Origin of the sequence: Dactylosporangium sp. NPDC051484, from assembly GCF_040689395.1 — a bacterium.
In the GTDB taxonomy this organism is placed as follows: domain Bacteria; phylum Actinomycetota; class Actinomycetes; order Mycobacteriales; family Micromonosporaceae; genus Dactylosporangium.
Window position 1 is genome coordinate 74094 of record NZ_JBFAZX010000016.1, and the last position, 23078, is coordinate 97171.

Consider the following 23078-nt stretch of genomic DNA (forward strand, 5'->3'; position numbering starts at 1 on the left):
ACGTCCTCCGGGTCATACGGAAAGGGCCTGCCGGACCGCGGTCCGGGCGTCGTCGCCGCCCTGACCGGATGAGGTGACACGACCGGCCTCCAGCACGTAGTACCGCTGCGCCGCGGTGAGCGCGAAACCAACGTGTTGCTCGACGAGCAGGACCGACATGCCGCCGCGGCCGGCCACGGCCAGGATCGTCTGTTCGATCTCCGCCACGACGGTGGGTTGGATGCCTTCGGTCGGTTCGTCCAGCAGCAGCACTCTCGGCTTGGTGATCAGCGCTCGGGCGATGGCCAGTTGCTGGCGCTGCCCGCCGGAGAGCAGGCCGGCCCGCCGCCCGAGCAGACCCACCAGTGCGGGGAACAGGTCCAGCGCCTCGGCGATCGCGTCCTTGCCGCCGGGGCGGCCGTCCGCGACCAGCCGGAGGTTCTCGGCGGTGGTCAGGTGCGGGAAGCACTGCTGTCCCTGCGGCACGTACGCCATGCCGCGGGCGACTCGCTGGTGCGGGGCCAGACCCGTGATGTCCTCCCCGTCCAGGCGTACCGTCCCGCGCCGGGGCTTGAGCAGCCCGATGGCGGCTCGTAGCAGGGTGCTCTTACCGGCGCCGTTGTGGCCCAGCACCGCGGCCACCCCATCGACCGGCACCTCGGCGGACACCCCGTGCAGCACGACGCTGCGGCCGTAGCCGACGTGGACGTCGTCGAACCGCAGCATCACGCCTCCTGCCCTGCCGTCGCGGGGCTCTTGTCATCGGCCACGGCGGTGTGTCCCAGGTAGACCTCCTGCACCTTCGGGTCGGCCTGCACCTGGGCCACGGTGCCCTCGGAGAGCACCCTGCCGACGTGCATGACCGTGACCGTGCGGGCATAGCGGCGCAGGAAGTCCATGTCGTGCTCGATCACCACGACCGTGCGGTCCCGGGCGACCACGCCCAGCAGTTCGCCGGTGGCGTCCCGCTCGTCCTGGCTCATGCCGGCGACCGGCTCGTCGAGCAGCAGCAACTGGACGTCCTGAACCAGCAGCATGCCGATCTCCAGCCACTGTTTCTGCCCGTGTGCGAGGGTGCCGGCGAGGCGGTCGCGCCGCGCGGCGAGCCCGATCGTCTCCAGCACCTCGGCGACCTCGGGCGGTACGCCGCGGCGGCGGCGCAGCATGGTGAGCGGGCCGCGGCCGGCACCGGCGGCGATGTCCAGGTTCTGCAGCACCGTCAGCTCCTCGAACACCGTCGCGGTCTGGAAGGTTCGCCCGACACCGAGCCGGGCGATGCGGTGCACCGGCCGGCCGAGCAGTTCCCGCTCGCCGAAACGCACCGACCCGGTTGCCTTGACCAGGCCGGTGACGGCGTCGATCAACGTGGTCTTGCCGGCGCCGTTCGGTCCGATGAGGAAGCGGATGTCACCGGGGCGTACGTCGAGGCTGACACCGTCGACGGCGGCGAAGCCGTCGAAGACCACCCGCAGGTCACGGATGCGCAGTCCAGCGAGGGCGTCGCCGCTCATGCTGTGACCTCCCCGGTGGCGGCCGCGGCAGTCGTCGCCCGCTGGCCGGGCGGGTCCGCGGGGGCACGGCGCCGGCCGCGCACCATCCTGACCAGCGACGCCAGCCCACCCGGCAGGAACGCGACGACCAGCACGAACAGCAGCCCCTGCAGATACGTCCAGGCGGCCGGGAACTGCTCGGACAGGGCGGTCTTGGCCCACGTCACGGCGACCGCGCCGAGCACCGGGCCGAGCAGCGTCGCCCGGCCACCGACCGCGACGCCGATGACGAACTCGATCGACGGCACGATGCCGATGAGCGCCGGGTTGATGATGCCGACCGCGGGCACGAACAGCGCCCCGGCCAGGCCCGCCATACCCGCGGCCGTGACATAGGCGACGAGTTTGACGTTGGCTGGGTCGTAGCCGAGGAAGCGGACGCGCTCCTCGGCGTCGCGCACCGCGACCAGCAGTTCGCCGTAACGGCTGCGAATCAGCTGCCGAGCCAGCGCCAGCAGCAGCAGCACGACGCCGGCGATGATGAAGTACACCATCCGCTGGTTGACCGGGTCGTCCAGGGCGTAACCGAAGAAGCCCTGGAAGTCGGTGAGCCCGTTGGTACCGCCGGTGGTGCCCTGCTGCCCGATGAGGAAGATCGCCGTCGCGGCCGCCAGGGCCTGGGACAGGATCGCGAAGTAGGCGCCGCGCACCCGGCGGCGGAAGACCAGCGAGCCGAGCAGGAACGCCACCGCCATCGGCAACAGCATGGTGGCGGGGATGGCCAGGTACGGGCTGGCGAACGGGCGCCACCACCACGGCAGCTCGTCCAACTGCCCGTACAGCTGCATGAAGTCCGGCATGTTTCCCGGACCCGCGTCGGCGAGCTTGAGATGCATCGCCATCGCGTAGCCACCCAGCCCGAAGAACACGCCCTGGCCGAGGGTGAGCAGCCCGCCGCGCCCCCAGGCCAGGCCGATGCCGATCGCGACCATCGCCAGGCACAGGTACTTGGCCAGCAGGCTGAGCCGGAAGTCGGACAATGCGACGGGTGCGACGGCGAACAGCAGCACCGCGCCGACGGCGAACCCGGCGCCCGCCCGCGCGGGTGTACCCGGTGCGAACAGGCGAGTCTTCAGGCCGGTCATGTCAGGCTCCGGGTGCGTTGGGTGAACAGCCCCTGGGGCCGCCATTGCAGGAACGCCACGATGGCGATGAAGACCCCGACCTTCGCCACACTCACCGTGGTCGAATACTCCACCATCGACTGCAGCACGCCGAGCACGAAGGCGACGATCACGCTGCCCTTGAGCTGTGCGATGCCGCCGACCACCACGACGAGGAACGCGTCGATGATGATGTTGGTGCCCATGGTCGGACCGATCGGGCCGAGCAGGGTGAGCGCCACCCCGGCGACGCCGGCGAGGCCGGAGCCGATGAAGAAGGTGAGCCGGTCGACCCGGCCGGTCGGGATGCCGGAGACCGCGGCGAGGCCGCGGTTCTGCACCACCGCGCGGATCCGCCGGCCCAGCGGGGTGAAGCGCAGCACCAGCGTCAGCACCGCCACGGCGACCAACGCCAGTGCGAGGATGAACAGCCGGTTGTTCGCCAGCACCAGGTCGCCGGCGATCTTGACGTTGCCGGTGAGCAGGTCCGGGGCGCGGGTCTGCACGTTCGGGGCGCCGAAGATGTCCCGGGCGGCCTGCTGCAGGATCAGCGAGACGCCCCAGGTGACCAGCAACGTGTCCAGCGGGCGCGCGTAGAGCCGGCGGATCAGCAGGACCTCCAGCACGACACCCATCGCCCCCGCGATGAGGAAGGCGAGGGGTAGCGCCACGAGCAGCGAGATGCCGGCGCCGGTGATGATCTGCTGGAGCACGTACACGGTGTATGCGCCGGCCATGATGAACTCACCGTGGGCCATGTTGATGACGTTCATCTGGCCGAACGTGAGGGCCAGGCCGAGCGCGATGAGCAGCAGTACCGCGCCGATGCTGACGCCGGTGAACAGCTGACTGACGATGACCATGGGAAAGGTCCATTCGGGAGCGGACGAGGGGTGTGCTGCCCCGGGTAGGCGGCGCAGGACGGGCTGTCCTGCGCCACCGTGCCGCGATGAGCGGGCTTGCGGGGCCGGGCGCGGCTGCGTTGGTCGACGCCCGGCCGGTGACGGCCTCAGGACAGGCCGCTCGCCCATGGGTAGCCCTTGAGGTACGGGTCCGGCTTGATCGGCTGCCCGGAGTTCCACACCTCGGTGATCAGCCCGTCGGACCCGACCTTGCCGATCCGGGCCGTCTTGTGAATGTGCTGGGTGGCGCCGTCGATGGTGACCTTGCCTTCCGGGGCGTCGAAGGCGATCCCGTCGGAGGCGGCCTTGACCTTCTCCACGTCGAAGGAGCCGGCCTTCTCGACCATGGCCTTCCACAGGTAGACCGACACGTACGCGGCCTCCATCGGGTCGGACGTCGGCTTGTCCGCCCCGTACTTCGCCTTGTACGCCTTGACGAACTTGTCGTTCGCCGCGCCCGCCGTGGTCTGGTAGTAGTTCCACGCGGTGAGCTGGCCGTCAAGGTACTGGGTGCCGATGCTCTTGACCTCTTCCTCGGCGATCGACACCGACACGACCGGCATCGACGCGGCGATCAGGCCGGCCGACTTGTACTCCTTGAAGAAGGCCACGTTACTGTCGCCGTTGAGGGTGTTGAACACCGCCGACGCCTTGGACGCCTTGACCTTGTTGACGATCGTGCCGAACTCGGTGGCGCCCAGCGGCGCGTAATCCTCGCCGAGCACGGTCATCCCGTTCGCCGCGGCGTACGCCTTGATGATCTTGTTGGCCGTGCGCGGAAACACGTAGTCGCTGCCGACCAGGTAGATCGAGGTCTTGCCCTGCGACTTCAGGTAGTCCAGGCCGGGCACGATCTGCTGGTTGGTGGTGGCGCCGGTGTAGAAGATGTACGGCGACTGCTCGAGCCCCTCGTACTGCACCGGATAGAACAGCAGCGCCTTGTTCTTCTCGAAGACCGGCTTGACCGCCTTGCGGCTGGCCGAGGTCCAGCAGCCGAATACGGCGGCGACCTTGTCCTGCTTGATGAGCTTCTCGGCCTTCTCGGCGAAGGTGGGCCAGTCCGAGGCGCCGTCCTCGCTGATCGGCTGGATCTTCTTGCCCAGTACGCCACCGGCGGCGTTGATCTCCTCCACGGCCAGCCGGAGGGAGTCACGTACGGTGACCTCACTGATGGCCATGGTGCCGGACAGCGAGTTGAGCAGGCCCACCTTGACGGTGTCGCCCGAGGTGTCAGCGGTCGCGCCGCCGCTCGACGTGCTCTCGCCGGTCTTGCTACCACATGCGGCGAGCGTCACCGCGGCGGCAAGAATCGCCGCACACGCCGCTACGCGGCGTCCGCGAAACCTGGACATGTAACCTCCTTGCTCCCACAGGAGCACGAATATCAGAATTCGGTGATGGTGCCCGCAACGTTGCGCAGCCGCGTTTCGGCAAAGCAGAGGACATAGCCGTAGGTGGACATTCGGCGGCCGTGGCTCGTGACCAGGCGGCGCTACACGTCCGGGGTGCTGGTATGCGGTTGTGGCTGGTCAGCGCGGTGCTCGTCGGTCGTTCCGGCGGCGGCGGCGAAGGGGTCGGAGGGTCGGCTCCGTCGTTCGCTCACAGGTGCCGCACCCCGCCGGATGGGCATGGTCAGCGTCAACGAGAATGATTTCGACGACGTTTCACGGCCCTTAATTCACCGTTTCTGCACACTGCTTCACGCGGCTTGAGGAGGGCAAAAAAATAGCCGACCAATAGGTCGGCATAATAGACACGCTAACGGGCGCCCGCCGCCACGTCGTAACCGCCCATGCAGGGGCCATCCAGCATCCGCAATGCCTGCGACATGCGGAACTCCCGGAGATGCTTCACGCAGGAAGAATCTTGGAGGTCGATCGCTCATGCTGTCAAGAGTCCGGTGGCCCACATCTACAACTGGGCGACCACGTCGAACTCGAGCCCCCGCGCCTCGGCGAGGTAGATGCGCTGGCGCATGTGCCGGCGACGCATCCGCAGCAACCCGCGCGGCCCCTCGTAACACACCGCCTCGGCGCCGGCCCCAATGTCGCGCACGTCGAGTGACCGGGCGCGCTCTATCAGGGCCGCCAGCAACAGGACCCCCTCGTAGCAGGACTCGCCCAAGCTGCCCAGCGGCGGGGCGTCGACCCCGAACCGCCGCGCATACTGCCCATGGAAATCCAGATTCTCCGCAGTCACCAGCGACGCGAAGAACCCCGCGGTGCTGTACAACCCGTGTGTCGCCGCCGCGCCACTGCCCAGCAGCATGTTCTCGTCCATCAGCGTGCTCAGCCGCACGCACGTCTGGTCCAAGCCGTACCGCGCGAACGCCCGGTTGAACCGCACCGCGTCGTTGCCGACCAGCAGCATCAGTACCGCGTCGGCGTCAGCATGTTCAATGCGTCGCAGTACCTCGGCGAAGTCGCTCGTGCCCAGCGGCACGTACGACTCGCCACAGATGCGCGCCGCGCACCGCGCGGCGTAGCGCCGAGCCGCCTCGGCGCTGCGCCGCGGCCAGACGTAGTCGTTACCGACGATGAACCAGCGCCGAAGCCCGCGCTCCCGCGCCAACGTCCGCATCGCCGGATACAACTGGACGTCGGGAGTCTCGCTGGTCAGGAACACCCCGTCGGTGCGCTCACCGCCCTCGTACAACGCCGTGTACACGTACGGCACCCGGTCCGCGATGCGCGGCGCCACCGCCTGGCGTACCGAGGAGATGTGCCACCCGGTGACCCCATGCACCGCCCCCGCCGACACCAGCGCCTCCACCTCGGCGGCCACCCGCTGCGGCGCGCCACCACCGTCAACCGGCACCAGACGAAGCTCGCGCCCCAGCACACCCCCAGCCCGGTTGACCTTCTCGACGGCCAGCTCGGCGCACAGCTCACAGCTCGGCCCGAAGATCCCGGCCGGCCCCTGCATCGGCACGACCAGCGCCACACCCAGTGTCTCGCCACTCACGCCGAGGAACTCGGAAAAGCCGCGCCGCAACGGATCCGGCAGTCCAGGTGACACCGGACCGGACACCAGCCGGTCAGACCGAGGCATAGCGACATGCTTCCCCGTCCGCCGCATGATCTCCAGAGCGTTCCCGAGGATGCGGCCGTTCTGTAGCATGACACTGCTCACCAGCCCAAGGAGGGCCATGACCACCCGGCGCACGCGTCAGCCCCAGGACTTGATCCATCTACTGACGCGGGCCGAGCGGCTGCTGGGCCGGCGCCTCACCGCGATCCTCACCGCCGAGGGCTGCTCACTCGACGCCTGGCGCGTCATCACCCTGCTCTCCGACGGCGCCGGCCACCACATGACCGAGATCGCCGAGCACGCGTTCCTCCCACCCGCCACGCTCACCAAACTCCTCGACCACCTCGTCGAGGACAACCTGGTGTACCGGCGGGGCGACGAGATCGACCGGCGCCGCATCCACGCCCACCTGACCCCCCGCGGTCGCAGGCTCCACCAGCGCGTCAGCCAGCAGATCGACGCCAGCATGGCAACCCTGCCGACAGCCACCAGCGAACGCGACCTCCTGGAAGAACTCCTGACCCGCCTCATCGACTCCCTCGAAAACCGGGAAGTCACCGCAGCGAGCCAATCGAACAGCGAGGGCGTCAAAGCCGTCTACCGGGCGGTCTGAACTCAGCCCGCGATTACCACGAGGTGTCGCTCCACTGCCGCTTGGCGGGGTTCCAATCCAGCGGTACGGGACCCGAATGACTCGTGGTGCCCGCTCGCCGGGGCTGGGTCCACGGCGCGGATCAGGCGCGTGTTTTGCTCCACGGGGATCGCGTTCTCGGTGCGCAACGCCCGCCCAGCGGCGGACTGGGTCTGCGACCCGGCCCAGGGCCAAGCGCCCGGCCGGACTCAAGGTCTGAGCGGAACTTGCGGTGCGGTGACACCCTCCCCGCCGCCGCTGTGCGTGGGTCACCGCCGAAAGAGCGCAAGAACCGTGCATTGGCTTCATAGCCTCCACGCCGGCCAACTCGCCGGCGCGACCAACCGCGTGCATCGGCACGGCGGCCGACCCACCGGCCCGTCAGGGATAACTGGGCCATACCCCACCGGCCGGGCCACCGCCGTGCCCGGAACTCGAAACCCAGATCACCACAGCGGTAAATGTCCATAGACGGCCGAGCCATCAAGATCGTGAAGGATCTGGGCCGGCGACCGTCATCCTGTCAATCACTCGATCAATCAACGTGCTCCGATCAGTAATCGGGCCGTGGTATGCGACGACGATCCAGATGATGCGATGCCGTACGCCCGGCAAATAACCGTCCACGACTTGCGTAACAGACGCCGCAGCAATAATGTTTCGATGTATCGCCCCGATACATCGGGCCGCTAGATCGCTCCGAGCGGTCGGGCCGGTCGGCGCGGTGGGTGGAGCGCACTGGCGCGGCCCATCGCGCACACACCAAAAGACGGTGGAGCACTGCGCGCGCACCGGCCGAGGGGCCGCGCGGTGTCATGAAAGCTCTGCTGACGTCGGCGTGTCAGCGCGGCATCACGCTGGAGGTTGGAGACTCATGCAGACAGCCAAGCGCCACATCGAGCCTGCCGCCGGCAGGTTGGGCGTGTTGACAGTGGGGCTCGGCGCCGTGGCGTCGACCGTGATCGCCGGGGTCGAGCTGATCAGGCGCGGCCTCGCTGAGCCCGTCGGTTCGCTCACGCAGATGGGCACCGTTTCCCTCAGTGGACAGACCGAGGACCGGGCGCCATTCATCCGCGACTTCGTGCCTCTGGCCACCATCGACCAGGCTGTCTTCGGTGCCTGGGATCCGATCTCGGACTCGGCCTACGAAGCCGCGCTGAAAAGCGGTGTGCTTGATCGGTACACCCATGTCGAGCCGATCGCGGCCAGGCTGAAGGAGATCGAGCCGATGCCGGCCGTCTTCGACCAGAACTACGTGCGGCGGATCGACGGCAACAATGTCAAGACCAAGTCAAACAAGCGAGAACTCGCCGAGGCCGTCCGCAAAGACATCCGCGACTTCAAGGCGGCGAACTCCTGCGACCGGATCGTAGTCATCTGGTGCGCATCCACCGAGATCTTCATCGCGCCCGCGCGCTCGAAGCCGCGATGGAAGCGAACGACGAGAGCGTCCCGCCATCGATGATCTACGCGTACGCGGCTCTTCAGGAAGGTGCGCCCTTCATCAACGGAGCGCCCAATCTCGCCACCGACGTGCCGGCGATGGTCGAGCTCGCTCACGCGGCCGGCGTGCCCATCTGCGGCAAGGACTTCAAATCGGGGCAGACCCTTCTGAAGACCGTGTTGGCCCCGATGTTGAAGGCGCGCATGCTGGGGCTCGATGGCTGGTACTCGACCAACATCCTCGGTAACCGCGACGGCGAGGTGCTGGAGGATCCCGACAGCTTCCGCAGCAAGGAAGTGACCAAGCTCGGCGTGCTCGAGCACATCCTGGAGCCGGACCTGAATCCCGAGCTGTACGGCAACTTCAGCCACAAGGTGCGCATCAACTACTACCCGCCCCGTGGTGACAACAAGGAGGGCTGGGACAACATCGACATCTTCGGTTGGCTGGGCTACCAGATGCAGATCAAGGTCAACTTCCTGTGCCGTGACTCGATCTTGGCGGCGCCCCTGGCACTCGACCTGGTGCTCTTCATGGACCTGGCCAAGCGGGCGGGGCTCAAGGGCGTGCAAGACTGGCTGTCGTTCTACTTCAAAAGCCCTCAGCACGCTGACGGCGTCCGTCCCGAGCACGACCTGTTCATGCAACAGGCCAACCTGAAGAACACGCTTCGCCGGCTGATGGGCGAAGAGCAGATCAACCACCTGGGCTGACTCACTGGGCAGGCCACGCGGCGAGGTGCCTGTCGTTCAGGTCCTCTCCCGTTGTCGGTGAAACCGAAACGAGGGCAGCGTCCGCTATGGGTGGCTTCAGCTCGGCTGAGGTACCAGGTCGAGCGCGGCCTCGACGGCGACCTCCTCCATCCCGTACAGGAACGCCTCCGCATCGGCGGGCGAGACGAAATGGGTGTCCATGAACAAGGTGATCTGCATGATGTCCTGTACGTCGTCGATGTGGACGAACAGCCTCTCGAAGGGATCATCCTGCTGGACCATCCAGCGAAACGTCGTGTGGCTGCCGCACAGCGCCTCGCGAATCTGTTCCGGCGTCGGCGTCGGCGCCGGGCCGGTCGAGGCTGCTCGCGTGTTGATGCGACGGTCGTTGTAGAAGCAGCCGATGTCGAAGTCCGGGCCCCGCTCCTGGGCCACTCTCGCGATCAGGTCGTCCAGGTGTACCGGATGGAAGTAGGCGTGCTTGTACGCCGTCATCGCCGCCTGCCGGGTTCGCGTCAGTGCCTCCGGGAAGGGCACCCCCGCGACGTCCAGCGCGCACAGACCGCTTTCGGCAACGGTGCACACCACGTCGGCGAGCCCGGGGCGGAATCGGTTGTTCACCGTAGGCCGGAACACCACCGGATTGATCCCGGTCATCCGGTGCAGCGCCACCGCGTAGACGGCCATCAGCACCGCCGAGGCGTCCACACCGGCCCGGTCTGCGATCGCCTGCGTCGCCAGCTGCAGAGCCAGGGATCTGAACTCGCCCCGCCAATGGCGTGGCTGCCGCGGGTCGTCCGAGCCTGCGAACCGGCGCGCCGGGATGGTCCGCAGCAGCCGTTCCCAATAGCGCAGCGCTGCCTCGTTCTGCCGGACACCGGCTGGCGAACGCTGCCATCGGGCCTGCTCCAGCGGCTGCATCCCCTTGGCCGGCGCGGTTACCCGGGCGTCGAGCTCGGCGATCATCAGCGCGGCGCCCGAACCGTCGGCGACCAGGTGACACATGATCATGACCAGGTGCGTCGGCAGCCCCGCCTGCGTCACCGCGCCCATGCGCAGCGGCCACTGCGTCTCGAAGTCGTAGTCAGTCTCCTCGTAGCGCCGCCGCATCGCCTCAGCGATCTCCGCGGGGTCGTCGTCGTCCACGGCGACGACGTCCAGCGCGATCTCACCCGAGCTGGAAACCACTTGGGACGGTCGGCCCTCGGCATCGAAGCGCAGCCGGGTCCGCATCGGCTGATAGCGGTTCATCAGGTAGCGGAGGTTCTCCACGACGTCGGCGAGGCTCGTGCCGGCAGGCAACGCGAACGCACCGCCGATGGGCATCCAGGAGTTCTGGCGCCTCATCGCCATCCACAGGTCCAGCTGGCCCCAGGACAGGTCGTCGACGCCGGAACCCTCGCCCTCAAAGGCGACAATGATCTGTTCCGCCATGCCACTGACCCTTCCGTGATGCCGCGAAGTCCATCGATCACCCGGACCTTATCGTACGGAGTCTTAACAGATACTGAACGGCAGCGCGACGAGTTTCGGGCGCGTCTGCGGGCCAGGGTCGCGAGGGCGGAGACCGAAGACGAACCACTACCCGGCGCCCGGCGTCCGAGCCGGACCGGTCGCCGCTTGCGGCGGTACCTGTAGGCGGCCGCGTCGGCGCGTCAACGGGAGGAACCGCCGCCGGTCAGATGGGTCAGGAGCAGGGTGGTCATCGTCCCGGCGGCCTGTTCCGGGATGTTGTGGCCCACTCCGTCGAGGTTCACCAGCCGATACGGTCCCGTGACCCACCGGCGTGTCGCTTGGACGCCGGACGGGGCGACGAACGGGTCGCGCATGCTTGCGACGAACAGGGTCGGCACCCGCACCGGTTGCGAGTAGCCCTGGAAGTCGTTGGCCCGGTACCAGTTCAGGGCCGCCGTGAGGGCGCCCGGCTCGCAGAGGCGCCGGAAGTACTCGGCACACTTCTGCGCTGAAACGCCGGGTAGTACCGGCGGGCCCGACGCGAGGATCTTGTTCTCCGGGATCGGGCTCGGCTGACGGAAGGTGTCCATGTACTTCGACGCCTCCTGCTGCACCGGGTCCTCACGCAACGCCTCGGCGAATGCGCCGAGATGCGGCACGGAGACCGCGGTGAAGCTGCGTACCCGGTGGGCGTACCGCGCGGCCACGATCCAACCGACCGCCGCGCCCCAGTCGTGTCCGACCAGGTCGAACCTTCGCCATCCCAAGGCGTCGGCCATCGCACGGACATCCGCGACCGGGTGATCGAGCCGGTACTTGTCGTCACCGACCGGACGGACACCCGGGGAGTAGCCGCGCTGGTCGGGCGCGACCGCTCGGTAGCCGGCCGCGGCGAGTCCGCGCAACTGATGCTCCCACTCGATGCCGAACTCGGGGAACCCGTGGAGCAGCAGCACCGGCCTGCCGTACGCCGGCCCGGCGGCGACGGCGTCGAAGGTACCGGCAGCGGTCCGGATTCGAATCCGGGAGATGCCCCGCCGCTCTCCGGCGGGCGCACCGGCGGCAGGTGCGGCACCAGCGACGCCGACGGCCGCCATGCCGGTGAGTGCCGCCGCCGCGAGTTTGACAATGCCACGGCGGGAAGTGGAAATCGACATACGTCAAGCCTGTCGGCGAAGCGGACACGCGAACATCCAGCCATCCCCCCGTCCTTGAAGGGGGACAGCCCCACCGCGACGCGTTCGATCAACGATCAGACGCGGGACTGGCGACGAGCCTGGAGATGCGGTGACTGAGGTGGCCGAGACGATTCCCAATGAGGTTCCAGCCGATTCCCAACCGTTGCGGCCATTGTGGAGCGGCATACGACGAAAGGGACTTCATGCGCAACATTCTTGTCACAGGCTCGGTTGACGGCATCGGCCTGCGAACTGCGGCCCAGCTCGTCACCGGGGGGCATCGCGTGGTCCTGCACGCCCGCGATGAGGCACGGGCGGCGGTCGCCAAGGCGGCGCTCCCGGCAGCGGCTGGGATCGCGGTGGGTGATCTGCGCTCGCTCGAAGAGACCACGACGCTCGCCAGGTCGCTGGTCGCCTTCGGACGCTTCGACACCATCGTGCACAACGCCGGGATCGCCCGGCTGGACAGCTCGCAGCGGGAGCTGACCGGCGACGGGCTGGAGTCGACCTTCCAGGTCAACGTTCTCGCGCCGTACCTGCTGACGGCGCTGCTCGCCCAGCCGGAGCGCCTCGTGTTCGTGTCATCGGCAATGGCCGCGGACGGTGTCATCGACTTCGCCGACCTGCAGTACGACCGTCGACCGTGGAATGGCTCCGAGGTGTACTCCACCTCCAAGTTGCTGGACTTGATGCTCGCCGTCGCCGTCGCCCGTCGCTGGCCCGGGACGCTGAGCAACGCGGTCGACCCTGGGTGGGTGCGGACCAAGATGGGCGGCGACGCGGCGCCGACGAGCCCCGACGACGCCGCGCGGGCCCAGGTGCGCCTCGCCGCCGGCACCGATCCCGACGTCCTGATCAGCGGGCACTATTTCAGCGAACGCGACTGGCGGCCGTCCGAGGCCGTTCTGGACCCGGCGGTGCTGGACGCCCTGCTCGCATACTGCGGTGACCTCACCGGCGTCCAACTGCCCGAGGAGGCGTCCGCTCCGCACGGACGTCCGGCACCGTGACCCTGGACGAGAACCGTTGATCCCCGAACGGTGGGTCTGACCGGAGCCAGGCCATCGTCTGCTCCACCGAACGGTCGCGTCCGCGCGCCTCAGCCGCCGCGAACCGGTCCGGCGGGCTGCCCGACGGTATCTCCGCGAGGTAGCCCGCCAGTTCGGCGTCCATCGCCTCGGCCTGGTATCCCACGCGATCACCCAGCGACCGCACCGTACCGAGCAGTTCCACCGCGTCCTCGGCCCGGCCCGCGCGGGCCATGAGATGCGCGTACATCGCCACACTCACCAGCCACCCGGTCGTGTCGGCGCGGCGGTGGGCCTCCTCGAGCATCCGCCGGACCAGCACCGTGGCCTTGCCGGGCCGGTCCAGCGACAGCTCGATCTTGCTCATCAACCACAACACGGACACCGTCGCCCAGCCGTGACCGCACCGGTCGGCCTCGCGCAGGGCGGCGGCGAGCGTCGCTTCCGCCTGCACCGCCAGGCCGGACCGGCGCTGTGCCTCGCCGAGACACATCAGCGCCTCCGCCGCCGTGGCATGGTGACCCACCGACCGGGCGAGTGCCAGCGCCTCGGCCGCGTGTCGCACCGCCGCCTGCGCGGCGCCGTCGGCAGCCTCGAAGTACGCGATCGTCGCGAGGACCTGCGCCCGCACCCCCAGGTCATCGGTGGCGGCACCGTGCCGCCCGGCCAACGCCAACGCCTCCGCGACCTGGCCACGCGCTCCGCCGACATATCGCAGAAGCGCGAGCCCCATGGCGGCGCGGGCGACCAGCGCGTGCTCGTGAATCCGCGGATCAGCCTGCCGTAGCGCCGGCTCCAGATAGTGCAGACCGTCATCGACACGGCCCTGCCGGTACCAGAACCAGTACAGTCCACCGGCGATCCGCAGCACGGCCGCGGTGTCCCCGGCCGCGCTCGCCCTGCGCATCGCCGCACGCACGTTGTCGCTCTCGATGTGCAGCAACCGCATCCACGTGGCGCTGTCGGGCCCGCGTAGCTCGTCGCCGGCGATGTCCGCCAGCTCACGGATCCAGGCGGTGTGCCGGCCGCCCAGCGCGTCACGACGGTCGACGGGTGTGCGGCGCAATGCGTACTGGCGGATGGTCTCCAGCATCACGTAACGCCGGTCGTCGCCGTTCACCACCGTCACCAGCGACTTCTCCACCAGGCTGGTCAGGTCGATCAGGGTGTCACTTCGCCCGGTCACCGCTTTGGCCGCGGACAACGCGAACCCACCTTCGAACACCGCCAACGCCTGCAGCGCCTCCCGTTCCGCATCGTTGAGCAGTTCGTACCACGAGTCCATCAGACCCAGCAGCGTTGTGTGCCGCGAGCTGGTGCGCTCCCCGGACAGCAGCGCAAACCGGTCGTCGAGATGCTCCAAGATCTGTCGCGGTGACAGGACACGGCACTGCGCGGCGGCGAACTCGATGGCTAGTGGCATACCGTCGAGGGCCGCGCAGAGGTGGGCGATCAGACGCCGCTCGTCCGCGCCCGGTGACCATCCGCTCAGCACGGCGGCGGCCCGCTCGATGAACAGCGTGACCGCCTCGCCCTCGACGCCGCTCGACAACGGCGGGACCTCGAACAGATGCTCCCCGTCGACGCGCAATGATTGCCGGCTGGTGGTCAGGACGCGGACATTCGGGCAGGCACTGAGCAGCGCGGAGACGAGCGCACCGACGGCACCGGCCACATGTTCACAGTTGTCCAGAACGATCAGCATCGCACGGGAGCGCAGCGCCGCGATCAACGTGTCGATGCCACCCGTGCCGGTGATCTGCAGAGCCGCGCAGAGCCGACCGGCAAGCACAGCGGGCTCGTGCAGGCCGGCCAGTTCGACGAACCACGGGCCGTCGGCGTCCCTGCGCGCACCGGCCACCGCCAGTGCGAGCCTCGTCTTGCCCATGCCGCCCGCGCCGGTAAGGGTCACCAGGCGGTGCCGGCTCAACAGGTCGGACACTACCTGCCGTTCGCCGACCCGCCCCACCAGTGTCGAGATCGAATGCGGCAGGTTACTCGAACTCCTGGTACCGGCACGGTCCATGAACGGTGACGGCACTGGCGTGAGCGCCTGGTCCAGGATGTCGTGGTGCAACTCGGCCAGCTCCGGTCCGGGCTCGACGCCGAGCTCGTCCATCAGGCGGTGGCGCGCGTCTCGCAGCGCCGCCAGCGCGTCCCCCTGGCGGCCTGCCCGGTACAACGCCTGCGCCAGCAACGCCCAGCCCCGCTCCCGCAGCGGGTGTTCGACAAGGAACGCCCGCAGCCCAGCGGCGGCCGTTTCGTGCGCGCCCAGCTCGATGAGTGCGGCCAGGCGGTGTTCCACGGCACCGGTCCGTAGCTCCTGGAGCCGTTGCGACTCCGCGACCACGAACTCGTGGTCCGCGCAGTCCGCGTACGCCGGTCCCCGCCAGAGGGCCAGCGCTTCATCGAACCGGACCAGCGCGGACCTGGCGTCGCCGCCGGCCAGCAGGTCCCGTCCCTGGGTCACCGCCGCGCCGAACCGTTCGGCGTCGAGCGTGATCAACCCCAACCGCAACGCGTACCCGGCGCCGTCTCGAATCAGCACCCGTCCGGGTTGCCGTGGCAGACGGCCGGGCTCGAGTGCCCGGCGTAGGACCGACAGGTAGCCCTGCGCGGTGATCCGTGCACTCGGCGGCGGGTCGTGCGGCCACAGGCAGTCGACCAACGCGTCGATCGACACGAACCGGCCATTGGCGATGACCAGGCGGCACAGCAACGTACGCGGTGCCGGGCCGCCGACGGTGACAGCCCGGCCGTCGTGCAGCACGACGGTCGGGCCGAGCACACCGAGCGTCAGGTCCACCCGGGCATCGGATGCAGCGGCGATGTTCACGACACCTCACGTGCGGGTCTGGATCTTTACCTCGTATCCCGAAGGTTCCCAACGCACCATTCGACTGTCAGCCGCATGTATGACAGTACGAACTTGACCTCGACGGTGACCGGCATCACCGGGCGGCATGCCGTCGTGCCAGGCGCTCGGCATCGGACTGTCAGCTGCGGGCCGCGGCGGGACGGGTGTCCGCGCCGCGGTCCACCTCGTCGAAGAGGGTCGCCGCCCGCTCGGCGGTGCTCCTGGCCCAGCGCCCGTTGCAGACGAAACCCAGGACCATGATGCCGGCGCCCAGGGCCAGGATCATCCACCACACGCCCTGCTCCGCGGTCGTGTATGCCGCTCCTCCGTCGGCCAGGGACGAGCCCACGATCGTTCCCGCGATGGAGATGTCCAGCATCACGACCATCACAGCGGCGCAGCAGATCGCGAGCACGAGCAGCCGCCGGCGCCGGCCGAGTTCGTCACTCTGGGTGTCGAGCGCCGTCGTGGGAGTCATGACCTCGACCGTAGAATTGAGAGCGCGCTCGAAGTCAAGCCGAAGACCGGCCCCTCCCCCGCCGTTGCTCCGGAGGGGTTCAGGATCGTGTACCAGCTGGAGGTCGCGGCCACCGCAGCGAAGTTGTGATCAGCCGGTTTACGAGGATGCGGTCGGGATGGTGGCCAGCAGCAGGGTGCCGCCGCTGGCGGGGCTGGTGATGGTGAGGTGGCCGCCGAGTGCCTCGACCCGGTCGCGGAGGCCGGTGAGTCCGGTCCCGCGGTGCGGGTCGGCGCCCCCGACGCCGTCGTCACGGATCGACAGGTGCAGAATGCCGTCCCGGGTCGCCGCCCGCACCCGCACCTCCGAGGCGTGGGCGTGTCTGGCCGCGTTGGTCAGTGCTTCGGACACGACGTGGTACGCGGCCGTCTCAACCACGGGAGGCATGCGCGGGCAGCTGCGCAGATCGAGGTCGACCGGTACGGGCGATCTGCGGGCGAGTGCCTTGAGCACGGGTGGCAGACCGCCCGCTGCCAGCAACGTCGGATGGATGCCCCGCGAGATCTCCCGCAGGTCGTTCACGGCACTGTTCAGGTCGCACAGAACATCCGACAGTTCCGCCTTGGTCTGTTCCAGTTCCGGCGGCAGGCTCGCCTGCACAGTGCCGAGGTGCATCGCGACGGCGAGGAAATGCTGCAGCGCGCTGTCGTGCAGGTTGCGCTCGATACGCTGGCGGACCTGATCCGCGGCGGCGACCAGCCGGGCCCGGGACGCGGCGAGCTCGGCCCGGCTGTCGGCGTTGGCGACGGCGGTGGCGGCAAGGTCCACGAAGCCCGCGACGCGGGCCTCGGTGTCGGGCGGCAGCGGCTCGGACTCGGCGGACGCGATACCCGCCATGCCCCACAGCCGCCCCTCGACGACGATCGGCACCCCGACCGCGGAGCGGATGCCCTGCTCACGGGCGAGCTCGGCGGCGCGGCCGACGGCGGCTTCGAAGCTGTCCATCCGGGCAGGGCGGCCGGTGTCCCACACCATCGCCAGGACGTCCTCGCCCTCCAACGACCAGCGCATCTGGTCCGGCCGTTGGAAGGGCGGGTTGGTCGAGACGACGATGGCCGTGCCGTCCTGTTCGTAGCGACACAGCCACGTGGCGTATTCGCCGAGCAGCCCGGACAGCTCCGTCGTGATCGCGTCCAAGACCTGGGATGGACTACCGCCGTGCGCCACGAGGTTCGCCACCCGCCCCAACGCGGCTTGCTCGGCGGCCAACTGGCGCAGATGCTCCCGGCTTGCCTCCAACGAGTCCAGCACGGCCGCCCGTTCGCAGCCGGCGTGCAGCAGCGACGCCAATGACGGCACGACCCGCTGCCGCAGCCGCAGGACCGTCCGCTCGGGCACGCCGACCGGCACCACCAGGGTCCCCAGCTGGGCAGCGCCGGCGCGCAGCGGAAACGCCAAGTGCCGGGCATCACCAGGGACGGCGGCGAGGTGGATCGCCGCGTCCGGCAGTTCGAGCGATCGCGCGATGCACCGCGCGACCGCGGGCAGCGCCGCGGGCAGCTCGTCTGCGTGCAGCAGCAGCCGGGCCGTCTCTGCGGTGAGATCAGATTCCCCGGCTTGGACGGCGCGCAGCCGGGACAGATCCGCCACCGCGCTCGTGGCCACCGCGACGATGAGCAGGACCGCCAGCCCGACGACTTGGCGTATATCGGAGACGACGAACCCGCCGACGGGCGGAACGTAGAAGAAGACGAACGCCACGGTGCTCGCCACCGCGGTGGCGAGCCCGAGCCACATTCCCCACACCATCGAGGTCACCAGCACCCCGACGATGTAGATCATGCCCGGGTAGAACGGTGTCATGAACTGCCGGAGTAGATAGACCAGGAGGGTCTCCACCACGATCAGCAAGACGGCGACCGCGATCCCCAAGCCGCGAGGCGGGGGTGTCGGTCGCACCAGCCAGGACAGCGAACCGACATGCATTTAAAGTATTTTAGCCCGATTCATGAAGACGCCCGGCGCACGACTCGGGCCGAATCGGCTCCGATCGGCAAGGTCGCCTTCCGACCTGGCGGGCCTGCTGGTCAGCGGCCGCGCTGTCGTGCCACGGCGCGGCCGGGCCGGGGGCGCCCCCGCCTGAGAGCGCCCCCGGAGTAACGGTCAGGTGCCGTACACCTGGAACTCGTACAGCGAGTAGCCGTACTGCGTCGCGCGCTGCGTGCCGTACACGCGCACGTAGCGCCCCGAGCCTGTGACGGTCAGGTCCTGCGTGCCGCCGGCGCCGGTGGTGGTGCTGTAGACGGTGGTCCAGGCGACGCCGTCGGCCGACGTCTGGATCTGGAAGGCCCTGGCGTAGGCCGCCTCCCAGTTCAGCACCACCCGGTTGACCTGGTGCGCGGCGCCGAGGTCGACCTGCAGCCACTGCGGGTCGGCGAAGGCGCTGGACCAGCGGGTAGTGGCGCTGCCGTCGACGGCGTTGGCCGCGGACAGGCCCGCGTTCTCCACCGACGAGGCGGTGGCCGGGTGGCCCTGGGAGAGCGAGCCGCCGCCCCCGCCTCCGCCCCCGCCGCCGGTGCCGGCCGCCGGGGTGGCCGTGACCTCGTTGGAGTTCGGGGAGCCGCCGGCGGCGTTGACCGCGTCGACGAAGTAGAAGTACTGCTTGCCGTTCTGCAGGCCGGTGTCGGTGAACGTGGTGACGCCCCCGGCGACGGTGCCGACCGGGGTGGTCGCCTCGCCGTCGGACTTCGTGCCGCGGTAGACGCGGTACGACGTCGGCGCGCCGGAGGCGCTGGCGGTCCACGTCAGCGTGGCCGAGGCGTTGCCCGGGGTGGCGCGCAGGTTCGCCGGGCCGCTCGGCGACGAGGCGCTCGCCGGCGTGACGATCAGTTCGTCCACTCTGGACAGTCCGTGGTCGGTCACGGCGAACTGCTGCACCGAGTTGACCCCGGCGCGCAGCTGGACCTGCAGGGCCGAGTGCTGGTACACCTCGAAGCTCCCGGTGATCGGGAAGCTCTGCGTCGTCGTGACGACCGCGCCGTTGACCCGCAGGCCCATCTGCCGGTTGTTGACGCCCGGGAACAGCCCGCCCTGGAAGGCGTAGCGCCAGTCCAGCGTGTAGAGGCCGGCGGCCGGCACCACGACGTTGTTGAACGTCATGGTGCCCTCGGCGGAGTAGGCCATGTCGACGACCCGCCCGCCCGGCGAGGCGGCGCCGGAGGAGCCGAGCACCTGCGGGAACCAGCCGGTCAGGGTCTGGAACCAATCGAAGCCGCCGAGCAGGGCGTCCTTGCAGTAGAAGACGAGCGAGTTGCCCGACACCACGCCGGGCACGTTGCCGCCGGTGCCGACGGGCGGCGGGGTCTTCGACGCGTCCTCGCCGGAGCGGGCCGACTCGCCGGCCGCGTTGACCGCGGTGACCTGGTAGAAGTAGATCGGCGTGGGGCTGAGGCCGGAGTCGGTGTACTCCGTGTCGGTGGTGGTGGCGATCGGGGTGGTGCCCTCGGCGCCGGAGGCGGTGCCGCGGTAGACGCGGTAGCTCGTGGCGCCCGGCACCGCGGGCCATTCGATGGTGATCGAGGAGTCCGCGCCGGCGTGCAGCTCGAGCTCCTCGGGCGCGGCGGGCACGTCGGCGGCCAGGGCCGGGGTGGCGGCCAGGGCGAGCGCGGACAGGACCAGCAGAACCGCGCCGGCGCGGGCGGCGCGCCGGGCGGTGGTGATTCGGGGTTCGTGCATGCCGACTCCATTGGGTAGTGGGCGGGCGCGGCGGATCGACGCCGACGACGCGGCGTTCGGAGGGAAATGGCCGTGGAAAGCCCCTGGCGGTAAGAGCTCGACGGGTGTGATGGAGCGGAGAGCGCTCTCTGCTGACGGACGCTACCATCACGCTCCGTCGATCAATAGTCACTTGCCAATCGTTGCCAAAGCGATCTCCGGCGCGCCGGGCAGCCGGAACACGGCCGCCGGCAGCTCGGCCGCAGGGATGTCGGTGTCGAGCGCGATGAGCTGGCCCAGGGTCCGGCGATAGTCGATGCCGTAGTGGTCGCGGACGTACGCCAGCAGCGGGTCGCCCGCGTAGAAGAAGCGGTCGCCGTCGCGCAGCGCGGCGAACTGCTCCGTCCAGATCACCCGCTGCAGCTCGCCGAGCTCGGACCCGGGCGTGTGGGCCTCGGCGAGCATCCCGGTGAACGCGTCGAGGTTGTCGACGCTGCCGTAGAGGGCCTTGAGCCGGGCGGCGAGGGTGGTGCGGCGCACGACCCGGGTGGCGTTGTCGGCGGCCAGGGTGGTCGGGTTGCCGGCGATGTCGTACAGGGCCACGATGTCGAGGCTGTTCGGGTCGTCCATCTCGTGGCCGGGCGTCAGCTGCGGGTCGGCCGGGAACGCGTCGGTGGCCTCGCCCGTGACGGCGGTGAACGAGGTGCGCGGCGGCAGCCCGTACGCGGCGCGCAGCTGGTTGTAGGAGGGCATGCCGTGGTCGCGGCCGCGCTGCAGGTCCACGGCGCCGAGGTCGAGCACGCCGTGGAAGCACTGCGGCAGCGTGGGGCCGTCGAGGCAGCCGGGGTTGCCGCCGACCGGCACCTGGAACAGCACGCTGCGCAGCTGGTTGTCGATGAGCTCGTCGTTGCGGTACTCCGACTCGCTGCCGATCGCCTCCAGCAGCGGGCCGAGCTGCAGCAGCGGTACCAGATCCGGGTTGAAGAAGGCCACGTTCAGCGGGATGGCGACGTCGGCCTCGCCGTCCGCCACGCTCACCTCGGCGCCCTGGGCCCGCAGCGCGTCGAGGGTCGCGGCGCTGTAGCGCACAGCGTCGGCCTCGACCTCGATCTCGCCGTGGATCTGGCTGTGCGCCCGGTAGCCGACGGTCGCGAACTCGTTGGACACTGACGCGTCGACGCCGGCGTCGTACCCGCGGTACGCCGGCAGCACCACGCCCATGGCGGGCAGGAACTCGTTGTAAGTGATGTACTGCTGCTCCGCGATCACGACCGCCCGGGCGATCTGGAAGCGGTCCTGCTGCGACAGCGACGCGGGCAGCAGCGACACGATCCGGTTGTGCTCACGGGCGAAGAGCGTCTGGACGGCGGTCAGCGCGATGTTCTCGTTGGCCCGCACGTCCCCGGCCACGACCGCGTGCGCGGGCGTGGCGAGCAGCCGCCCGTCGAGCTGCATGGCGGGCGCGGCGGCGGCGTTGCCCCGGCTGTCGGCTCGCGGCAGGTAGCCGCCGGGCAGCAGCAGGGTGGCGCTGTTGTTCGCCGGGTCGCCGTCCTGCGAGCCGTCGCGCAGCCAGTCCAGCCGCGCGTCGGTGCCGCCGTAGACGGCCCACGCGTCGATGTACGAGCTGACGGTGTTCACCTGCTGGCGCGCGTTGCTCGCACCGGTGCCGGGCGCGGCCGGGGTCCGGGTGAACGGCACGACGCCGAGGTCGTCGCGGAACGACTCGAGCGGGTCGGTGGCGTTGAACGGGATGTCGGCCGCGGCGCCGCCGTCTTCGCGCAGGCCGATGGTGTGGTCGATGAACTGGCCCCACACATTGCCCCACTGGGTGACCCCGCGCTCGGAGAACACGTTGACGTTGATGTCGTTGAAGACGCGGTTGGACACCACGCGCGGGTTGGGGCCGGCGACCATCTGGCCGCGCCCGTCGGCGTAGCGGGGCGCGGCGACCCGGCGGTACACGGTGCCAGCCCGGCCGCGCTCGGCCGCGCCCGGGTTGTTGCCGGAGCCGTCGAGGGTCTCCGCCTCCCACGTGCCGAGGATCGGCGCGTCGGCGGCGGCGTGCACCTCGAAGTCGAACAGCGAGTAGCCGTACTGCGTGTGCCGCGCGGTGCCGTAGACGCGCACGTAGCGCCCGGTCCCGGCGACGGTGAGGGTCTGCAGCCCGCCCGCGCCCGCGGTGGTGCTGTAGACATCGGTCCAGCCGCCGGTTCCGCTGGCACTGACCTGGATCTTGAAGGCGGAGGCGTAAGAGTTCTGCCAGTTCAGCACGATCCGGCACAGCCGCTTCGGGGCGCCGAGGTCGACCTGGATCCACTGCGGATCGCTGAACGCGCTCGACCAGCGGGTGGCCGGGTTGCCGTCGAAGGCGGCCGCGGCCGGGGTCGTCGCGTTCTCGGCCGACGACGCGGTCGCGGGGCGCCCCCGCGCGGCGTCGGCGGCGGCACAGGCGGTGCGCACGAACGAGCCGTAGACCTTGAGCTCCCACAGGGAGTACCCGTACTGCGTGTGCCGCGCGGTGGCGTACAGGCGCACGTACCGCCCGGTGCCGGCGACGGTGAGCGTCTGGGTGCCGCCGGTGCCGGTGGTGGTGGAGTACACCGACGTCCAGGTGGTCGCGTCGTCGGAGACCTGAATCTCGAAGGCGGTGGCGTAGGAGTTCTCCCAGGCGAGGACGACCTGGCTGAGCGCGGCCGGCGCGCCGAGGTCGACGCGCAGCCACTGCGGGTCGCTGAACGCGCTGGACCAGCGGGTGCCGGAGTCGCCGTCGACGGCGGCGGACGCGGGCGTGCCGGCGTTCTCGGCCGACGAGGCGACGACGGGCCGGCCCTGCGACAGCGGGACCCCGGCGGCGCGGGCGGGGCCCGCCCAACCGGCGACGAGCGTGCCGGCGGCGAGCGCGACGGTGGTGACGAGGGCAGCGAGACGGCGGGGCCGGCGGCGGACCGGCCGGAGGACAGAATGCATGACTCTCCCTGCTCGGGGTGGTGTCTCGCGCGGCGATCCGCGCGAACCTGAGCAGAAAGCGCTCTCCTGA

The 23078-nt window shown here is 69.7% G+C and carries 15 protein-coding genes and 1 pseudogene; 3 read left to right on the forward strand and 13 right to left on the reverse strand.

The annotated features are described in order from the left end of the window. Window positions 1–12 precede the first annotated feature (12 nt). From urtE to AB0367_RS24515, 6 genes are all read right to left on the reverse strand, one after another. Window positions 13–705, reverse strand: coding sequence for an urea ABC transporter ATP-binding subunit UrtE (gene urtE, locus AB0367_RS24490; RefSeq protein ID WP_366228730.1), 693 nt, complete (start codon window positions 703–705; stop codon window positions 13–15). Beyond that, window positions 705–1490, reverse strand: coding sequence for an urea ABC transporter ATP-binding protein UrtD (urtD, locus tag AB0367_RS24495; RefSeq protein WP_366228731.1), 786 nt, complete (start codon window positions 1488–1490; stop codon window positions 705–707). Before urtD ends, urtE begins: the two co-directional genes overlap by 1 nt. Beyond that, on the reverse strand, window positions 1487–2614 hold the full coding sequence (gene urtC / locus AB0367_RS24500) for an urea ABC transporter permease subunit UrtC (protein ID WP_366228732.1): 1128 nt from the start codon (window positions 2612–2614) through the stop codon (window positions 1487–1489). Before urtC ends, urtD begins: the two co-directional genes overlap by 4 nt. Next, a complete protein-coding gene (gene urtB / locus AB0367_RS24505) occupies window positions 2611–3495 on the reverse strand; it encodes an urea ABC transporter permease subunit UrtB (protein ID WP_366228733.1) in 885 nt (294 codons plus the stop codon). Before urtB ends, urtC begins: the two co-directional genes overlap by 4 nt. 146 nt (window positions 3496–3641) lie before the next feature. After that, complete coding sequence (gene urtA, locus AB0367_RS24510; protein ID WP_366228734.1) at window positions 3642–4886, reverse strand: urea ABC transporter substrate-binding protein; 1245 nt, start codon at window positions 4884–4886, stop codon at window positions 3642–3644. Between the two features lie 559 nt (window positions 4887–5445). Continuing rightward, the gene (locus tag AB0367_RS24515; protein WP_366228735.1) at window positions 5446–6498 is read right to left on the reverse strand and encodes a substrate-binding domain-containing protein; all 1053 of its coding nucleotides are present in this window, start codon (window positions 6496–6498) and stop codon (window positions 5446–5448) included. Window positions 6499–6682: 184 nt separating this feature from the next. Between AB0367_RS24515 and AB0367_RS24520 the strand changes: the two genes are divergently transcribed. Together AB0367_RS24520 and AB0367_RS24525 are read left to right on the forward strand one after the other, a co-directional pair. Then, complete coding sequence (locus AB0367_RS24520; protein WP_366228736.1) at window positions 6683–7177, forward strand: MarR family transcriptional regulator; 495 nt, start codon at window positions 6683–6685, stop codon at window positions 7175–7177. A gap of 892 nt (window positions 7178–8069) precedes the next feature. Then, window positions 8070–9352 (forward strand): annotated as a pseudogene (locus AB0367_RS24525) (inositol-3-phosphate synthase). Window positions 9353–9448: 96 nt separating this feature from the next. Here AB0367_RS24525 and AB0367_RS24530 read toward each other — a convergent pair. Together AB0367_RS24530 and AB0367_RS24535 are read right to left on the reverse strand one after the other, a co-directional pair. Continuing rightward, window positions 9449–10786: a condensation domain-containing protein gene (locus AB0367_RS24530; protein WP_366228737.1), complete on the reverse strand. Its 1338-nt coding sequence runs from the start codon at window positions 10784–10786 to the stop codon at window positions 9449–9451. Window positions 10787–11007: 221 nt separating this feature from the next. Beyond that, the gene (locus AB0367_RS24535) at window positions 11008–11964 is read right to left on the reverse strand and encodes an alpha/beta hydrolase (protein WP_366228738.1); all 957 of its coding nucleotides are present in this window, start codon (window positions 11962–11964) and stop codon (window positions 11008–11010) included. A 224-nt stretch (window positions 11965–12188) separates the two neighbouring features. Here AB0367_RS24535 and AB0367_RS24540 point away from each other — a divergent pair, with 224 nt between their 5' ends. After that, window positions 12189–12995 (forward strand): SDR family NAD(P)-dependent oxidoreductase, encoded by an 807-nt coding sequence (locus AB0367_RS24540; RefSeq protein WP_366228739.1) that lies wholly within the window; start codon window positions 12189–12191, stop codon window positions 12993–12995. On the opposite strand, the gene AB0367_RS24545 is transcribed toward AB0367_RS24540, so the two are convergent. From AB0367_RS24545 to AB0367_RS24565, 5 genes are all read right to left on the reverse strand, one after another. Then, window positions 12937–15849, reverse strand: a complete 2913-nt coding sequence (locus AB0367_RS24545) for a BTAD domain-containing putative transcriptional regulator (RefSeq protein ID WP_366228740.1) — start codon at window positions 15847–15849, stop codon at window positions 12937–12939. The two genes, AB0367_RS24540 and AB0367_RS24545, sit on opposite strands and share 59 nt — an antisense overlap. 160 nt (window positions 15850–16009) lie before the next feature. Further along, window positions 16010–16348, reverse strand: a complete 339-nt coding sequence (locus AB0367_RS24550) for a hypothetical protein (protein ID WP_366228741.1) — start codon at window positions 16346–16348, stop codon at window positions 16010–16012. A 138-nt stretch (window positions 16349–16486) separates the two neighbouring features. Continuing rightward, complete coding sequence (locus AB0367_RS24555) at window positions 16487–18313, reverse strand: DUF4118 domain-containing protein (protein ID WP_366228742.1); 1827 nt, start codon at window positions 18311–18313, stop codon at window positions 16487–16489. A 177-nt stretch (window positions 18314–18490) separates the two neighbouring features. Next, on the reverse strand, window positions 18491–20062 hold the full coding sequence (locus AB0367_RS24560; protein WP_366228743.1) for a discoidin domain-containing protein: 1572 nt from the start codon (window positions 20060–20062) through the stop codon (window positions 18491–18493). Between the two features lie 168 nt (window positions 20063–20230). Further along, entirely contained in the window at window positions 20231–23008 is a 2778-nt protein-coding gene (locus AB0367_RS24565) for a peroxidase family protein (RefSeq protein WP_366228744.1), read from the reverse strand. Window positions 23009–23078: the final 70 nt, after the last annotated feature.

Bases quoted from the DNA above. Each gene is read 5' to 3' on its own strand.
- urtB (WP_366228733.1), bottom strand. From the start codon at position 3,495: ATGGTCATCGTCAGTCAGCTGTTCACCGGCGTCAGCATCGGCGCGGTA.
- AB0367_RS24535 (WP_366228738.1), bottom strand. From the start codon at position 11,964: ATGTCGATTTCCACTTCCCGCCGTGGCATTGTCAAACTCGCGGCGGCG.
- urtA (WP_366228734.1), bottom strand. From the start codon at position 4,886: ATGTCCAGGTTTCGCGGACGCCGCGTAGCGGCGTGTGCGGCGATTCTT.
- urtD (WP_366228731.1), bottom strand. From the start codon at position 1,490: ATGAGCGGCGACGCCCTCGCTGGACTGCGCATCCGTGACCTGCGGGTG.
- AB0367_RS24550 (WP_366228741.1), bottom strand. From the start codon at position 16,348: ATGACTCCCACGACGGCGCTCGACACCCAGAGTGACGAACTCGGCCGG.
- urtE (WP_366228730.1), bottom strand. From the start codon at position 705: ATGCTGCGGTTCGACGACGTCCACGTCGGCTACGGCCGCAGCGTCGTG.
- AB0367_RS24560 (WP_366228743.1), bottom strand. From the start codon at position 20,062: ATGCACGAACCCCGAATCACCACCGCCCGGCGCGCCGCCCGCGCCGGC.
- AB0367_RS24555 (WP_366228742.1), bottom strand. From the start codon at position 18,313: ATGCATGTCGGTTCGCTGTCCTGGCTGGTGCGACCGACACCCCCGCCT.
- urtC (WP_366228732.1), bottom strand. From the start codon at position 2,614: ATGACCGGCCTGAAGACTCGCCTGTTCGCACCGGGTACACCCGCGCGG.
- AB0367_RS24540 (WP_366228739.1), top strand. From the start codon at position 12,189: ATGCGCAACATTCTTGTCACAGGCTCGGTTGACGGCATCGGCCTGCGA.
- AB0367_RS24565 (WP_366228744.1), bottom strand. From the start codon at position 23,008: ATGCATTCTGTCCTCCGGCCGGTCCGCCGCCGGCCCCGCCGTCTCGCT.
- AB0367_RS24520 (WP_366228736.1), top strand. From the start codon at position 6,683: ATGACCACCCGGCGCACGCGTCAGCCCCAGGACTTGATCCATCTACTG.
- AB0367_RS24530 (WP_366228737.1), bottom strand. From the start codon at position 10,786: ATGGCGGAACAGATCATTGTCGCCTTTGAGGGCGAGGGTTCCGGCGTC.